At 38.7% G+C, this 16,566-nt stretch carries 13 protein-coding genes and 1 pseudogene; 7 read left to right on the top strand and 7 right to left on the bottom strand.

The genetic code is table 11. The features are described from left to right. Window positions 1-22: 22 nt before the first annotated feature. The 3 genes from coaA to MF1_RS00940 all read left to right on the top strand — a co-directional run bounded on the left by coaA (window position 23) and on the right by MF1_RS00940 (window position 3,369). Window positions 23-967, top strand: coding sequence for a type I pantothenate kinase (coaA, locus tag MF1_RS00950; RefSeq protein WP_236839927.1), 945 nt, complete (start codon window positions 23-25; stop codon window positions 965-967). A gap of 13 nt (window positions 968-980) precedes the next feature. Then, window positions 981-2,348, top strand: a complete 1,368-nt coding sequence (locus MF1_RS00945; RefSeq protein ID WP_042995286.1) for a leucyl aminopeptidase family protein — start codon at window positions 981-983, stop codon at window positions 2,346-2,348. Window positions 2,349-2,505: 157 nt separating this feature from the next. Continuing rightward, a complete protein-coding gene (locus tag MF1_RS00940) occupies window positions 2,506-3,369 on the top strand; it encodes a C40 family peptidase (RefSeq protein ID WP_161510258.1) in 864 nt (287 codons plus the stop codon). Window positions 3,370-3,875: 506 nt separating this feature from the next. Here the strand turns inward: MF1_RS00940 and mutT are convergent. The 3 genes from mutT to MF1_RS00925 form a co-directional block, all read right to left on the bottom strand. Further along, entirely contained in the window at window positions 3,876-4,289 is a 414-nt protein-coding gene (gene mutT, locus MF1_RS00935) for an 8-oxo-dGTP diphosphatase MutT (RefSeq protein ID WP_161510257.1), read from the bottom strand. A 141-nt stretch (window positions 4,290-4,430) separates the two neighbouring features. After that, window positions 4,431-5,669, bottom strand: coding sequence for a bifunctional glutamate N-acetyltransferase/amino-acid acetyltransferase ArgJ (gene argJ / locus MF1_RS00930; RefSeq protein WP_014923716.1), 1,239 nt, complete (start codon window positions 5,667-5,669; stop codon window positions 4,431-4,433). 116 nt (window positions 5,670-5,785) lie between these two features. Continuing rightward, complete coding sequence (locus MF1_RS00925; protein ID WP_011179006.1) at window positions 5,786-6,739, bottom strand: peptidylprolyl isomerase; 954 nt, start codon at window positions 6,737-6,739, stop codon at window positions 5,786-5,788. Window positions 6,740-7,156: 417 nt separating this feature from the next. On the opposite strand from MF1_RS00925, the gene secA reads away from it, so the two are divergent. The 4 genes and pseudogenes from secA to prmC all read left to right on the top strand — a co-directional run bounded on the left by secA (window position 7,157) and on the right by prmC (window position 12,451). Beyond that, a complete protein-coding gene (secA, locus tag MF1_RS00920; protein WP_161510256.1) occupies window positions 7,157-9,874 on the top strand; it encodes a preprotein translocase subunit SecA in 2,718 nt (905 codons plus the stop codon). Next, window positions 9,813-10,308 (top strand): annotated as a pseudogene (locus MF1_RS00915) (Fur family transcriptional regulator). The gene secA and the pseudogene MF1_RS00915 overlap by 62 nt, the downstream one beginning before the upstream one ends. Before the next feature lie 200 nt (window positions 10,309-10,508). Then, entirely contained in the window at window positions 10,509-11,588 is a 1,080-nt protein-coding gene (prfA, locus tag MF1_RS00910; protein WP_014923712.1) for a peptide chain release factor 1, read from the top strand. After that, window positions 11,585-12,451, top strand: a complete 867-nt coding sequence (gene prmC / locus MF1_RS00905) for a peptide chain release factor N(5)-glutamine methyltransferase (RefSeq protein ID WP_014923711.1) — start codon at window positions 11,585-11,587, stop codon at window positions 12,449-12,451. Before prfA ends, prmC begins: the two co-directional genes overlap by 4 nt. Here the strand turns inward: prmC and nrdF are convergent. From nrdF to MF1_RS00885, 4 genes are read right to left on the bottom strand one after another with little or no spacing between them, the layout of a single operon-like run. Continuing rightward, window positions 12,448-13,422 (bottom strand): class 1b ribonucleoside-diphosphate reductase subunit beta, encoded by a 975-nt coding sequence (gene nrdF / locus MF1_RS00900; RefSeq protein WP_014923710.1) that lies wholly within the window; start codon window positions 13,420-13,422, stop codon window positions 12,448-12,450. The genes prmC and nrdF overlap by 4 nt on opposite strands. A gap of 11 nt (window positions 13,423-13,433) precedes the next feature. Beyond that, window positions 13,434-15,584: a class 1b ribonucleoside-diphosphate reductase subunit alpha gene (gene nrdE, locus MF1_RS00895; protein WP_042995285.1), complete on the bottom strand. Its 2,151-nt coding sequence runs from the start codon at window positions 15,582-15,584 to the stop codon at window positions 13,434-13,436. Beyond that, window positions 15,566-15,964, bottom strand: a complete 399-nt coding sequence (nrdI, locus tag MF1_RS00890) for a class Ib ribonucleoside-diphosphate reductase assembly flavoprotein NrdI (protein WP_011178999.1) — start codon at window positions 15,962-15,964, stop codon at window positions 15,566-15,568. Before nrdI ends, nrdE begins: the two co-directional genes overlap by 19 nt. Next, on the bottom strand, window positions 15,964-16,188 hold the full coding sequence (locus MF1_RS00885; RefSeq protein ID WP_011178998.1) for a glutaredoxin family protein: 225 nt from the start codon (window positions 16,186-16,188) through the stop codon (window positions 15,964-15,966). Before MF1_RS00885 ends, nrdI begins: the two co-directional genes overlap by 1 nt. Window positions 16,189-16,566: the final 378 nt, after the last annotated feature.

Genomic DNA, 16,566 nt, shown 5'->3' with positions numbered 1-16,566 from the left:
AGAAGATAAGCTAGTCAAGTCCATTTCTGATCGGTATTCACCCTATAGTGTCTTTACTGCACGGGAATGGTCTCAATTTCGTGCGGATACACCACTCACTTTAACCTTTGATGAAATTAAACGTTTACGCTCAATTAACGATCCAATTGATCTTGAAGAAGTGCAACGCATTTATCTGTCCTTATCGCGTCTTTTATCATGCCATGTTGAAGCAGTACAGAAACTCTTTCAAAAACGTCAACAGTTTTTGCATCAAGAAGGTACCAGAAAAACCCCCTTTATCATTGGAATTGCCGGCTCTGTCGCGGTAGGAAAATCAACCACCGCTCGTATTCTTCAAGAACTTTTGAAACGTCGGACATCTAGTCTTAAAGTTGATCTAATTACAACTGATGGTTTTCTCTATCCTAACGCTGTCTTACGGCAAAAAAATCGCATGAATCGTAAAGGATTTCCTGACTCTTATGACATTAAAAAATTGCTGTGCTTTCTTTCTGCTATCAAAGCTGGAATTGGTAATATCAGTGCCCCGCTTTATTCGCATACAGCCTATGATGTTTTAGAAAATCAAACTATTACCATCGACCGTCCAGATATCTTAATTGTTGAAGGTATTAATGTGCTACAAGTCAGTAATCTTCCTAAAGATGGAAAAATTATTCCTTTCGTTTCGGACTTTTTTGATTTTTCAATCTATGTAGATGCTGAAACAGAAGTGATTCGTCACTGGTATTTGGAACGCTTCGAACGTTTGCGTAAAACAGCTTTTCAAAATCCTGAATCTTATTTTCATCGTTATACACTGCTCAATGAAAAGGAAGCTTTAAAAATTGCTGAGAAACTTTGGCAAACGATTAATTTGAAAAATTTACAAGAGAATATATTGCCAACACGACCACGGTCTAATCTCATTCTACGAAAGGGAAAAAATCATTTGGTCGAATATGTCGCACTTCGACAGCTATAAGGATTTTTTAAATATGCCTCTACCCCACATTCATTTCACCTCAATACGTGCCGATAAGAGTTGTCCTATCTTCTTGGTAAGTCCAACAAGTCTTGCGGATTTATCCCTTGATGCGTCAACAATTGCATGGATGCAAGTTAATGATTTTACTGGTAAAGCGGGACAAATACTCTTCGTTCCTCATGAAACAGGGCATTTAAAAAAAGTTTTATTTGGACTCGGCAATGGTGATAAGCCTTTTATCACAGGGCTTCTTGCTAAAAACCTCCCCGCTGGTCAGTGGCATTTAAAGGGAGCAGCATCCCATGAAATCAATACCTATCTTGGGTTAGCATTCGGAAACTATCAATTCAACCGCTATCGTCAAAATTCCTCCCTCAAGTCACTCTCGATTCATGTCAATGACACAGTTGATCTGAACGAGCTTCAACGTCTTTATGAAACTGTCTTTTTTGTCCGTGATCTCATCAATATTCCAGCCAATGACATGAATCCTGACATCCTTGAGAAAGAAGCACGCCAACTGGGAAAAACCTATAGTGCTTGTGTCGAAAGTATTCGTGGAGATAAGCTTTTAACACACAATTTTCCGATGATTCATGCCGTGGGACGCGCTGGCAGCACTGCACCACGGCTGATTGAGCTACACTGGGGGCAAGAAAATCACCCTAAAATAACGTTGGTTGGCAAAGGCGTAACCTTCGATACTGGGGGGCTCGATATTAAATCAGCCAATAACATGTTGCTTATGAAAAAAGACATGGGAGGAGGTGCACATGTTTTGGGACTGGCTAAGCTTATCATGGATGCCAAACTACCCTTCCGGCTCCGTGTTTTGATTCCAGCCGTTGAAAATGCAATTTCTGCCAATGCCTACCGACCAGGCGATATTCTCAAAAGTCGTAAAGGTTTAACTGTTGAAGTTGGCAATACAGATGCTGAAGGTCGGCTTGTCCTTGCCGATGCACTCGCCTATGGTGATGAAGAAAGTCCACAATTTATGCTTTGCATGGCGACTTTAACAGGAGCAGCGCATATAGCATTAGGACCAGATCTTCCCGCATTTTATTGTAATGATTCAGTATGGGCGCAACAAATTTCTCAATCTGCTCACTCTGTTTCCGACCCTCTTTGGCGAATGCCACTTTGGAAACCCTATCAGGAAATGTTATCATCACCAATTGCTGACCTTAACAATATAACTGGAAATAGCTTTGCTGGCTCCATAGTCGCTGCTTTATTTCTCAATTCTTTTGTTGAAAAAGCCAAACATTTTGCGCATTTTGACCTTTATGGATGGGTCCCAAAAGAAAAACCGGGCTATCCCGTTGGTGGTTCCGCACAAGTTATTCGTGCTCTTTATAACCTTTTTAAAAATTAATCTTAACACAAAATGTTCACAAAGAGGGATAATCTAAAGCTTCAGAAAACGATTGCTTATCACTTTCAAGGAGGGCTTTATTCGAGAGCTTCATCCCCTTTTAAGTGATGTGTCTAAACATAGTTAAAGATAAGTTAAAACAAGGAAAGGTAAAGAGATGCTCTCTAAAGATCCAAGGTTGTATGCATTTGGAAATGATGCAGCAGATCAATGTCTTAAAACGGAAATTGCAGCTCAACATTTTGTTCAAGGGGAAAAAAAACGCGTTCATACAGCTGTCGCTGGACTATTTAAAGAAAATGACAAAAAAAGCGAAAGACAAACAGAATGCTTATTAGGAGAAGAGCTCCTCATCTTTGAACAAGGAGAGGTTATGTCTTGGGGTCAGTCACTCAAAGATGGTTATGTCGGCTATATTGATACAACAGTTCTTTACGCATCAACGATAAAACAAACGCATATTGTTTCAGTACCACGCACTTTTCAATATTTACAAGCTGACTTACGTGGACCAATGGAATACCCCTTATCCATGGGAAGCAAAGTAAGTGTTGTTGATGAAACAGAAGTGCGCGATACAATGTATTCTATCCTTGAAAGCGGAAAAGCAATTATTACCCGCCATCTCAGTCCCATAGGGCGAGTGTACGAAGATTATGTTACAGTCGCGGAAACTTTTATCGGCACGCCTTATCTTTGGGGTGGTGTTAGCGGTTTTGGAATTGATTGCTCAGGTCTGGTCCAACTCTCCATGATGATGACTGGAAAAATGGTTTTACGTGATACCGGCATGCAGCAAAAAACTATAGGTAGGGCACTTACAGACAGCGATAAACTACAACGGGGCGATTTGATTTTTTGGGAAGGTCATGTTGCCATTATGATTGATCATGAAAATATCATCCACGCAAACGGCTATTCTATGAACGTTATGATCGAGCCATTGGAAGAAGCAATTACACGTATCGCTAAAAAACATAAATATCCCGTAGAAAAACGTCGACCAACTCAGGAAATGTAATCATTTTCTTATATGAACATAATCGGCAAGTACCTCTGCTGTCAGATTCTTCCAGGAGTCCATTTTGAATCTTTAAAAAATAATAATAGGAATCACGGTTAATTGTTGATTTAATATGAATGAAAAAGCACTTTCTCGAATTTATTTATGCTGAAGAGAATTAATCGCTTGATCTTTTCTTAAACCTTATATTCAACATTCATTCAAAAACCTGTAGCAACATTACACGTTTTCTAAATATTGTGAAAATGAATTAATCAATTTACTAAAGAGCTTTCATTAAAGCACCGCATATTGCGCGCAACATATTAATTTTAAAAACAAATCAATGTATTGTTTTAGAGATTCATCACGATGATGATTAACCAAATGGTCACGCAAAAAAAATTTTTAACGTCAACCACAATGCTTTTTTTTCGAAAGAATCCTCTCAAAGTTTCCCTATCATCAATGTTTCATGAAACAGATACCTCTATTGGTAAGCAGTATTTCCTTTTTATACACATTTAAAGAAGGAATTTTTTTAATACCTGAACTAATGGCTTATCAGCATCAGGCATAGGATATTTATCAAGATCACCAATAAAAATCCATTTTAAATTTTGCCCTTCTCGTCCTTGCGCAACTCCCTCATACTGGGAGCAAAGATACAATGGCATTAAGAGATGAAATGTTTCATAGCTATGGCTTGCAAATATTAAAGGTAATAAATTATTTGGCAGAACATGTACACCAAGCTCTTCTTCTAACTCACGAATTAATGATGCTTCTGGAGTTTCACCTTGCTCAACCTTTCCACCAGGAAACTCCCATAAACCAGCCAGTGATTTTCCTTGAGGACGTTGTGTTAGCAAAACATGATTATCTTGATCTAATAATGCGCACGCAACAACAAGAAGAAGTGAACTTTTTATACGCATACCACTCTCCACCAGGGATAATAAAGATAACTGTTTCTTCTCTTATACCCCCCTACTTTAAGATGAAAGAATTCGAATATTTAATCCTCTGCGAAAAAATATATAGAATAGATATCTGATGTCAAATTTATGGTGCACCAATTAACTTCGGTAATCGCCATTAATCATAACGTACTCCTTCGTCAAATCGCAAGACCAAACTGTAGCCTTACCACTGCCCAAGCCAATATCAACACGAATTGTGATGTGTTTACCCCGCATATAAGCACTTATTGCCTCTTCATGATAGTCAGGATCTCGTTCACCATTGATAGCCAAACGATGTTCACCAAACCAAATCGTCAACAAATCACGGTCTACTTCAACACCTGCTTTACCAACTGCCATAACCACTCGTCCCCAATTAGCATCTTCACCGGCAATGGCTGTTTTTACAAGTGGTGAATTTGCAATTGATAGAGCAATAGTTTTAGCAGCATTCTCTGTTGTAGCACCAGTCACACAAACCTCGATTAAATGACGAGCACCTTCACCATCACAAACAACTTGTAATGCAAGCTCATGCAAAAGCGCAGACAATTGCCTTGAAAACACTTCATAACATGGATCGGATTTACTCGTGAAGCAGGGAAAATTTCCCTTTACTTTTCCTGTCGCAAACATCATCAATGTATCTGATGTTGAGGTATCGCTATCGACAGTAATCGAATTGAAAGAGCCCTGCACTGCCTCTGATAACATAGATTGAAGTATATCCGAAGAAATTGCTGCATCACTCACCACAAACGAGAGCATCGTTGCCATATCTGGTGCAATCATGCCAGCACCTTTTGCAATTCCGTTAATGGTAACAGTCTTTCCTCCACAATAAAATTTGCGCGTAGCAAGTTTTGGAAATGTATCAGTTGTCATAATGGCTCTTGCAGCCTCTAACCAATTTCCTTCTTCTGCTGTCTCGGCCATACTTGGTAAAAGATTTACAATACTCGATGCCTCCAACGGTTCACCAATAACACCTGTAGAAGCTATAAAAATTTCATTTTCTTTAACCTTCAAAGCACTCGCGGCAGCCTGCAATATTGCATCTGCTGTTTGCTTTCCTTTGCGTCCCGTAAAAGCATTTGCATTCCCAGAATTGACAACAACACCCCGCGCAACTCCATGAGGAAGTGATGCACGACAATGATCCACAGAAGCAGAAGGGCATTTTGAGCGCGTAAAAACACCTGCCACACTTGTTGGCGCATCGAAGACAATAAAAAGAAGATCCGTACGACCTTTATCTCTAATCCCAGCTTCAGCTGTTGCTATCCGCACACCAGATAATGGCGGAAGCTCCTGTATGTTTTGGGGAGACAAAGGAGATATTTTTAAAGCCACAGTATGCTTTCCATAAAAAGAAATGAAACGATTATAGATAAATACCTCTAGCAAACAACTGCTAGGCTTTTTGAATAAAACCAATCTATCAAATCGCCCAGCTGCTTTAAAAGATGCTATTGTGCTTCTTCTTCATCAGACGTCTCATCCGGAAGTGGCGTCTCATTTTGATTAAGTGATTGCATGAGTTTTATAACATTAGGATCAGGATATTTCACATCTATCGTGTTGCGCAAATCAACAATCAGTTTTTGGTAACGCTCTTTTATCAGCTGTGTACGCAACATCTCTTTAACATCATCAAATATAGGAGGTTGTTTCAAACGGCGATCTTCTACCTTGATAACATGCCAACCAAACGGGCTTTCAACAGGCTTTTTTGTGTATTCGCCAACTTTCAGACCAAACGCAGCATCTTCGAAAGGCTTGACCATTTGACCATGACTAAAATAACCAAGATCACCTCCAACAGCAGCTGAACCATCTGTTGAATTCTTTTTTGCAACCGCTTCAAAACTTTCCCCCTTACTTAAACGCTTAATGATAGCTTCTGCTTCTTTTTTCGTTTTGACCAAAATATGACGTGCTTTAACCTCATCCTCTTTGGGTAAAGCAGCAACTTCCTTATTGTAAAGAGTCTCCAAATCAGTATCCGAAATCTGATCAACAATCATCTGTTTAAAATAAAGCTGTTGAAGGACATTGTCACGCATAACTGCCATTCGTTTATCGTAAGCTTCAGTCTTATCGATGCCTTTGCTAATTGCAGCTTTTGCAAGCACTTGCATATCAAGGTAGGCTTTTAAAACCGTTATACGGCGTTGTTCATCAGGAAAACGCACTAAATTAGGATTTATTTCGAGTGCTAACTCATCCAATTGCCCTGCTGTGATTTCCTTCCCATCAATAACTGCCATAACATGAGAGGGAGGAACTGTTTTTTCAGAAGCTTTCTCCAAATTCTTTAAATCATTCGACGCAGACTCCACGCTCTTTTGGGCCATCACCCCCAAACTCGTGCTCGCTAATAAAGTCGATGTCAAAAACAGCGTGATAAAGTTGAATTTCATAAATATACTCCTTAAGAATGAACGCATGTTCAAGATCCCAATTTTCCTTATCATAACATTTTAATCTCTAAATATAGATAAATAAACTGATATTTTTTTTTGAAAAAACATAAATTTTTCCTTTTATCTCAGCCTATCCTAACCTACCTCATGATATTGAAAAATGATAATATAAGAAATGTCATATTATACCCTAAATTACTCTGTAATATGCCAATTAAACAGCATTACTAAAGTTGACATGGTGCACTTATCCTCTTATCTCTACTTAATAATTGAAGTGAAAAATTGCGCACCAACAAGTATAATGATACCATATGCGTTTGGTTATATTAAATACCTTACGGGATGTGGAGTATGGGGATAATATATGAAATATCCAGTAAGATTGGCAACAAGTAAAAGAAAGGGCCAGAGATGGTCGGTTTAGGTGTATTTGCACGTAAATTTTTTGGTTCAGCTCATGAACGACGCCTCAAGGCTCTTCGCCAAAAAGTCGCACAAATTAATGCTTTGGAAGAACAGTTTCAGAAATTAAACGATACGCAACTCTGCCAAAAAACCGATGAGTTTCGTAAACGTCTTACGGAAGGTGAAACCGTTGATTTGCTCCTACCAGAAGCTTTTGCAACTGTTCGTGAAGCAGCAAAACGTATTTATGATATGCGTCCTTTTGATGTACAGCTCATTGGTGGAATGGTACTTCATAACTGTGGCATTGCTGAAATGCGCACCGGTGAAGGTAAAACATTAATGGCAACCCTGCCAATTTATCTCAATGCATTGGAAGGAAAAGGCGTTCATGTTGTGACGGTAAACGATTATCTTGCCCGTCGTGATGCTGAAACAATGGGAAAAATCTTCAGTTTTCTAGGCTTAACAACGGGTGTGATTTTGCATGATCTTGATAGTGATGCTCGCCGATCAGCCTATGCATGTGATATCACCTATGCGACAAATAATGAATTGGGTTTTGATTATCTGCGCGATAATATGGCTTTTGATCGTAGTCAAATGGTCCAGCGTGGACATCATTATGCAATCGTTGATGAAGTTGATTCGATTCTCATTGATGAAGCGCGTACTCCCCTTATTATTTCTGGTCCTCTAGAAGATCGTACTGACTTCTATAACCTTATTGATACATTTATTCCTTCCTTAACTCCAGAAGATTATGAAATAGACGAAAAACAAAAAACAACAACCTTTACCGAAGTTGGTACTGAAAAAATTGAAAAAATGCTCGAACAGGCCGGGCATCTTAAAGGGAAAAGTCTCTACGATATAGAAAATGTAGCTATCATCCATCATATCAATAATGCCCTAAAAGCCCATAAGTTATTTGTCCGTGACAAGGATTATATTGTTCGCAATAATGAAATTGTTATCATTGACGAGTTTACAGGTCGTATGATGCCAGGGCGGCGCTATTCTGAAGGGCTTCACCAAGCACTAGAAGCCAAAGAGCATGTTGCTATTCAACCAGAAAATCAAACACTCGCTTCCATTACTTTCCAAAATTATTTCCGTATGTATAGGAAACTGTCTGGCATGACGGGTACTGCCACAACAGAAGCCGAAGAATTCAGTAATATTTATGATCTTGAAGTTGTCGAAATTCCCACAAATTTACCAATACAGCGTCGTGATGAAGACGACGAAATCTATCGAACAGCAGAAGAAAAATATCGTGCTATTGTACGTGATATTCGTCAAGCGCATGAAAAAGGACAACCTATTCTCGTTGGAACGACTTCTATTGAAAAGTCAGAACAATTGGCAGAACGTTTACGAAAAGAGGGCATTACCGATTTTAGAGTCCTGAATGCCCGCTATCATGAGCAAGAAGCATATATTATTGCGCAAGCAGGGGTTCCTGGGGCTTTAACTATTGCAACAAACATGGCTGGTCGCGGTACTGATATACAGCTTGGTGGTAATGTCGAAATGCGCATTCGACAAGAATTACAAGATATGCCTGAAGGAATAGAGCGAACTGCTAAAATTGAAGAAATTAAAAAAGATGTCAAGCAGCTTAAAGAAAAAGCATTAGCTGCTGGTGGTTTTTATGTCATTGCAACTGAACGCCACGAAAGTCGTCGTATTGATAACCAGCTCCGCGGTCGTTCTGGTCGCCAAGGCGATCCTGGTCGCTCAAAATTCTTTCTCTCTCTTCAAGATGATCTCATGCGTATCTTTGGCTCCAATCGTATGGATGGTATGTTGCAAAAGCTTGGATTAAAAGAAAATGAAGCGATTACCCATCCATGGATTAATAAAGCCCTTGAAAAAGCGCAAAAAAAAGTTGAAGCACGAAATTTCGAAATTCGTAAAAATTTATTAAAATATGACGATGTGATGAATGATCAACGCAAAGTTATTTTTGAACAGCGTATGGAGATCATGAATGCAGACGATTTAATCGAAATGATTCTTGAAATGCGCAACGAAGTGATTGAAGATCTTGTAGAAACCTACATCCCATCTGGAACATATTCTGAAAAATGGGATGTGAAAGCTCTACAAGAGGAAATTCACCATCTCTTTAATCTTGAACTTCCAGTAGAAGAATGGGCAAAAGAAGATGGAATTGCTGAAGAACAAATCTTAGAACGTATCTCAAATGCTGTTACGAAACTTGAAAATGAACGTGCTGAGCGTTATTCTCCAGAAATCCTGGCTTATTTCCACAAAGCTGTATTACTTGAAACCATTGACACATTATGGCGTGAACATCTGGTAAATTTAGACCATTTGCGTTCCGTTGTTGGTTTTCGTGGGTATGCGCAACGTGATCCACTCAATGAATATAAGACAGAGTCCTTTGAACTTTTTCAAGCCATGCTTAGAAATTTACGCAGAATCGTCACTTCTAAGCTTATGCGTTTCGAGATCATTCAGCAACCCACAGAATCACTCATACCTGAGCAAGTGGATGGTAATGACTCTGCTTTGAACGATCAACGTAAAGGAAATGATTCTTCCTTCTGGATGCAAATACAAGAAAATAGGGTTGTTAACCCGAAAGATCGTAATCCTAAAGATTCAACCACATGGGGAAAAGTTGGACGTAATGAGCGTTGCCCTTGTGGTTCAGAGAAAAAATACAAACACTGTCACGGAGCTTTCGTCTGAAAAGTATAACTGTTAAGATGAATAAAAAACGAAATTATGAGCAAGAACTACGCATTGCAGGTTTAAGAGTTACACGTCAAAGACGTATTATTCTTGACATTTTGGTTGACACAAAAGACCATCCGAATGCGTTTGAAATTTTTCAACGCGCCAACAAAATAGATTCTAGTATTTCGCTTTCGACTGTTTACAGAACCATGAAAACATTAGAAGGAAGTGGGACAATTCATCGCCATACCTTTAGTGGTGGACCGTCTCGTTTTGAACAAGCAGACGGACAACACCATGATCATCTCATTGATGTAGAAACAGGGAAGGTTATTGAATTTCAATCTGATATCATTGAAACGCTGCAAGAGGAAATCGCCAAATCCCTTGGCTATGATATCATTCACCATCGTCTTGAACTTTACGGAAAAAAATGCAACTCTTAAATTAATGATTCCATATGTATAAGTAAAAAACCTCATGCGAATTGAATTTTATACAAGTTCATCTTAAGATCCATAGTTTTCATTGGCAAAAAAGTTTTTCTGCTTTATTACCCCCCCTTTATATATGATGCTATAAAGCAATCAGTTACCAGAATTATAACAATAAAAAATATTATAACAATAATAAGGCCAATATTGTCATGGTTTCTTTGCCAAAAGATCGTATGAGACAGCTTGAAAAACGTTTTGAAATAATTGAAAGCCAAATGGCTAAAAACCCAGATGCTGGAACTTATGTAAAATTGGCTTCTGAATATGCAGACTTACAGCCAATTGTTACCTCCATACGAACATTAAACGCGCTCTCTATAGAAATTACAGAGCTGGAAACTATCATCAGCGATAAACTAACAGATGTGGAAATGCGTAACCTTGCCCAAGAAGAGCTGCCACCATTGTTCCAGAAAATGGAAAAACTTGAAAAAGAACTCCAGATACTTCTTTTGCCCAAAGATATTACTGATGAAAAAAGTGCCATTATTGAAATTCGAGCAGGAACAGGTGGATCAGAAGCAGCACTTTTTGTCGGTGATCTTTTCCGCATGTATGAGCGTTATGCCAATGCTTATAACTGGAAAGTTGAAGTCATTTCGCTTAATGAAGGTGAAGTTGGTGGATATAAAGAAATTATTGCTACTATTTCAGGCAAAGGTGTCTTTTCTAAGCTAAAATTTGAATCAGGCGTCCATCGTGTACAACGGGTTCCTGAAACAGAAACAAGTGGACGCATTCATACGTCTGCTGCTACGGTTGCAGTACTTCCAGAAGCTGAAGAAATTGATATTGAAATTCGTCCAGAAGATATTCGCATTGATACAATGCGTGCCTCTGGAGCAGGAGGACAGCATGTCAATACAACCGATTCAGCTGTTCGTATTACGCATATTCCAACAGGAATTATGGTTGTACAAGCAGAAAAATCACAGCACCAAAACCGAGCACGTGCACTCCAAATTTTACGTGCACGCTTATTCGATATCGAACAAAAAAAAGCCGAAAGTGAACGCTCAGCATCCCGTAAAAACCAAGTTGGCTCTGGTGATCGATCAGAACGCATTCGTACCTATAATTTCCCACAAGGACGTGTCACGGATCATCGTATTAATCTCACGCTGTATAAGCTTGACCGCATTCTGGAAGGAGATCTCGATGAGCTTATTAATGCACTCATATCCGATTACCAAACCGCTCTCCTTACTGAAATGGACGGCAATGGATGAACGATTATTCTCTCAAGAGTATCATCCGGCAAACTCAAGAAAAATTGCGCATTCAAAGAATTCCTGAAGCCAATCTTGATGCAAAAATACTTGTTGAATGGATAACAGGTACAAATGCATCTGTCAGAATTCTCCATCCAGATCTCTGCCTATCTTTTGAGCAAATTACACAATTAGAACAAGCTATCCAACGACGTATTAATGGCGAACCTGTCTATCGTATTATTGGAAAACGGGAATTTTATGGTATATCCTTCGCATTATCTCAGGAGACATTAGAACCACGCCCTGACACAGAAACACTGGTGGATCTTGTTTTACCTCTCCTCAAAAAATATGTAGACAAATTAGGAAAAACAACACTGCTTGATATGGGAACAGGAAGCGGCGCTATTGCCATTGCGATTCTTAAACAAATTCCCCAATCCTATGCAACGGCTGTTGATATTTCTAAAGATGCACTCAAAACAGCGATAAAAAACGCAAAAAATGCGAAGGTCATACACCGTTTTACACCTCTTCTCAGTAATTGGTTTGATTCTGTTACAGATCGGTTCGACCTTATTATTTCAAATCCACCTTATATTCCAGAAAAAGATATCAAAAACCTTGCAAAGGAAGTGCGTCTACATGATCCATTGCGTGCACTCATCGGTGGAAAAGATGGTCTTCATTTTTATCGCAAACTCGCTCATGAAGCAAGAAACTACTTAAAAACCAAAGGCTCTTTAGCCGTTGAAATCGGCCACTCTCAAGAAAAAGAAGTCTGCGACTTGTTTGAAAAAAACGGCTTTCAGTTTCTAGAGATGCGCAGAGATTTAAGTGGTATACCCCGTGCACTTCTGTTCACCTGTAATCATTAAAATTCCCAATCGTCATCCGTGGTAGCAACCGCCTTGCCAATAACATAAGAAGAGCCAGCTCCTGAAAAGAAGTCATGATTTTCATCAGAGCTCGGTGACAAAGCTGCCAAAATAGCGGGATTAACACGACAAACCTCAGGAGGGAAAAGAGGTTCAAAACCTAGATTCATCAAGGCCTTATTCGCATTATAATGAAGAAAAACTTTAACATCTTCTGTCAACCCAAGTGCATCATAAAGATCTTCAGTATATTTACATTCAATGTTATAAAGGTCGAAGAGTAAGTTAAAAGAAAAATCTTTAATTTCCTGCTTTTTAACTTCATTAAGTTTTGCAAACCCTAATTGAAATTTATAGCCTATATAATAACCATGTACAGCTTCATCACGAATAATAAGCCGAATGAGATCAGCTGTATTGGTTAATTTAGCACGACTAGCCCAATACATGGGTAAATAAAAACCAGAATAAAATAAAAAGCTTTCAAGTAAAGTTGAAGCAATTTTCTTCTTTAGTGGATCGCTCGCTTCATAACGCTCAAGCACTAACCTAGCCTTTTTCTGCAAATGAATATTTTCTTCTGACCACCTAAAAGCATCATCGACTTCTACCGTTGAACACAAAGTTGAAAAAATAGAGGAATAAGAACGTGCATGAACGGCTTCCATGAACGCAATATTCGTCAACACCGCCTCCTCATGCTCTGTTATTGCATCAGCCATAAGCGAAATGGCTCCTACGGTGTTTTGAATCGTATCCAAGAGAGTTAACCCCGTAAAAACACGAACTGTTAGCTTGCGTTCTTCCTCTGTTAGACTTGCCCATGAAGGAATATCATTGGAAAGTGGCACCTTCTCAGGTAACCAAAAATTTCCAGTTAAGCGGTTCCAAACTTCAAGATCTTTTTCATCATGCAATCTATTCCAATTGACAGCACAAACAACAGGATTTTTAGTTGTAATCTTTGTCATATGATTATCTCCTATAGACTACACGAAACACAACCATCTACTTCTGTTCCACTCAACGCTACTTGCCGTAAACGTACATAATAAATACTCTTTATGCCCTTTTTCCAGGCATAAATTTGCGCGCGGTTAATATCACGCGTGGTAGCAGTATCAGGAAAAAACAACGTTAGTGAAAGACCTTGGTCAACATGTTGTGTGGCGACAGCATAGGTATCAATAATTTTTTCAGGACCAATCTCATAAGCGTCCTGGTAAAAATTCAAATTTGTATTATCCATGTAAGGAGCAGGGTAATAAACGCGTCCAATTTTTCCTTCTTTACGAATCTCAATCTTTGAAGCAATCGGATGAATAGAAGATGTCGCATAATTAATATAGGAAATAGACCCCGTGGGTGGTACTGCCTGAAGATTGCGATTATAAAGCCCATACTCAATAACTAATTTCTTGAGTTCCTGCCAATCCTTTTGATCCGGTATCACGATATTATTACGTGCAAAAAGCTCTTGCACAAGTACACATTGCGGTTTCCATTCCTTCTCAATATATTTAGTAAAAAAACTGCCATCTGCATAAGCTGACTTTTCAAACCCTGCGAACACTTTTTGACGTTCGCGTGCAATCAAATTGGAAGCACGTATTGCGTGGTAAGCCACGGTATAAAAATAGATATTGGTGAAATCAATCGCTTCTAGAGATCCATAATAGATCTGTTCACGTGCTAAAAAACCATGCAAATTCATTTGTCCCAAACCAATCGCATGACTTTCGGCATTGCCTTTCGCAATGGAAGGCACACAAGCAATATTGCTCATATCAGAAACAGCAGTAAGAGCACGAACAGCAATTTCCACTGTCCGCCCAAAATTAGTACTTTCCATTGCTTTTGCAATATTCATTGAACCAAGATTACAAGATATATCACTTCCAATAGTACGATAAGTTAAATCCGTTTCTAATTCACTCGCCTCACTCACCTGCAAAATTTCTGAACATAAATTACTCATACTTATACGTCCAGCTATCGGATTAGCTCGGTTGGCAGTATCTTCAAATAAAATATAGGGATAACCTGATTCAAATTGAATTTCTGCTAATGTCTGGAAAAAGACACGTGCATTTATTTTCTTTTTACGAATCTTTGCATTATCAACAAAGGATCGATAATGTTCCGTCAAAGAAATATCGCTAAAGGGTTTGCCTGTAACACGCTCAATATCATAAGGTGAGAATAGATACATATCCTCATTATTCTGTGCAAGCTCAAAAGTAATATCAGGGATAACCACACCAAGCGAAAGAGTTTTAATTCTGACCTTTTCATCAGCATTCTCGCGCTTTGTATCCAAAAATTTCATAATATCTAAATGATGCGCATGCAAATAAACAGCACCAGCGCCTTGCCGTGCACCAAGTTGATTGGCATAAGAGAAAGAATCTTCTAGAAGTTTCATCACAGGTAAAACACCTGAAGATTGGTTTTCTATTTTCTTGATCGGTGCTCCTGCTTCTCGTAAATTCGTCAAACAAAGCGCTACACCCCCACCGCGTTTCGAAAGTTGTAAAGCTGAATTAACTGAACGACCTATTGACTCCATATTGTCTTCAATCCGCAACAAAAAACAGGATACCAATTCGCCGCGTTGTTTTTTTCCTGCATTCAAAAATGTCGGTGTTGCAGGTTGAAATCGTCCTGTAATAATTTCATCCACAAAGCTCTCAGCAAGACTCTTATTCCCTTGTGCTAAATATAAAGCTACCAGGCAGATACGATCTTCATAACGCTCAAGATAGCGCTTCCCATCAAAAGTCTTCAATGTATAGCTAGTATAATACTTAAATGCGCCCAAAAAAGTAGGAAAGCGAAACTTAAATGCATAAGCGCGCTTAAAAAGCTTCTTGATAAAAGAAAAATCATAAAGCTCAAACAAAGTTTTCTCATAATAACCTTCTTCTATCAAGTAGTCTATTTTTTCCTTAAGATTATGAAAAAAAACTGTGTTTTGATTAACATGCTGGAGAAAATATTGTCGTGCAGCAAGCCGATCCATATCAAATTGGATACGACCATCTTCATCATAAAGATTAAGCATCGCATTCAGCGCATGATAATCCGTAATATGCTCCGATTTTTGCGACTGTTCTATACCAACTGTTTCCAAAATCTTTCCAATCCCTTCTTTACACAAATAACGTCTTCGTTAGTGCCACGTAACTCAAAACGATAAAGGCAAGGTACAAAACATTTTTCAGCAATGATCTTGCTCGCTAAATTATAATAGCAACCAAAATTACGATTCCCACCACCAATGACACCACGAATTAATTTGCGGTTCTCACATTCATTGAGAAAACGAATAACCACTTTCGGCACAGCCATCCTTCCTTCACCATCTGCATATGTAGGGACAACCAATACATAAGGCTCATCAACTAACACAGACGGCTTTTTTTTATCAATTTTGAAGAGTCGTTGACCAAGCTGAGAAACAAAATATTCCGTATTACCCGTAGCACTCGAATAATAAACAATAAGTCCCATTAAACACAAAGACCACTAATCATATCTGGTCTAAAACCAGACCAATGACTTTTACCACAAACGACTACAGGAACCTGACGGTATCCTAGAGATTGAACAAAACTGTATGCTTGCTCATCACGGGAAATGTCAACAACACGATAATTAATGCCTTTAGCATCAAAAGCACGGCGCGTAGCATCACATTGGACGCAAGATGGTTTGCTATAAATAGTGACTGGCATTTTCTTTAACTTTCACAATTCGAAAAAAAATCAACCCTAAAAGAGTTAATTCTGACAACTTCCAAGACACTCAAGAATAAGACAGCAATCGTACGCAAACACGTATAGCTATACCCTCGTTCAGATAACATATAGCTTTTTGAATGTAACAGGAATCCTCATCAAATAATTTTAAAATTATAACAAGGATACAACGATTATTCTACAACCTAAACAGTACACCCCCCAGTTATAAAACAATCTGCTGCTTGCATTACAATGCCCTCCTGGTTTCTAGAAAACTAATGACCCCTAAAACGCTTCCAGCAACCACTCCTCAACATCTTAGTTTATAAAAAGCAATTCACAAAAACGAAAGGAAATTCCCCCAAAGAGACA

The organism is Bartonella quintana, assembly GCF_009936175.1.
GTDB classification, from domain to species: Bacteria; Pseudomonadota; Alphaproteobacteria; order Rhizobiales; family Rhizobiaceae; genus Bartonella; species Bartonella quintana.
This window is presented reverse-complemented; position numbering and strand designations above follow the sequence as displayed.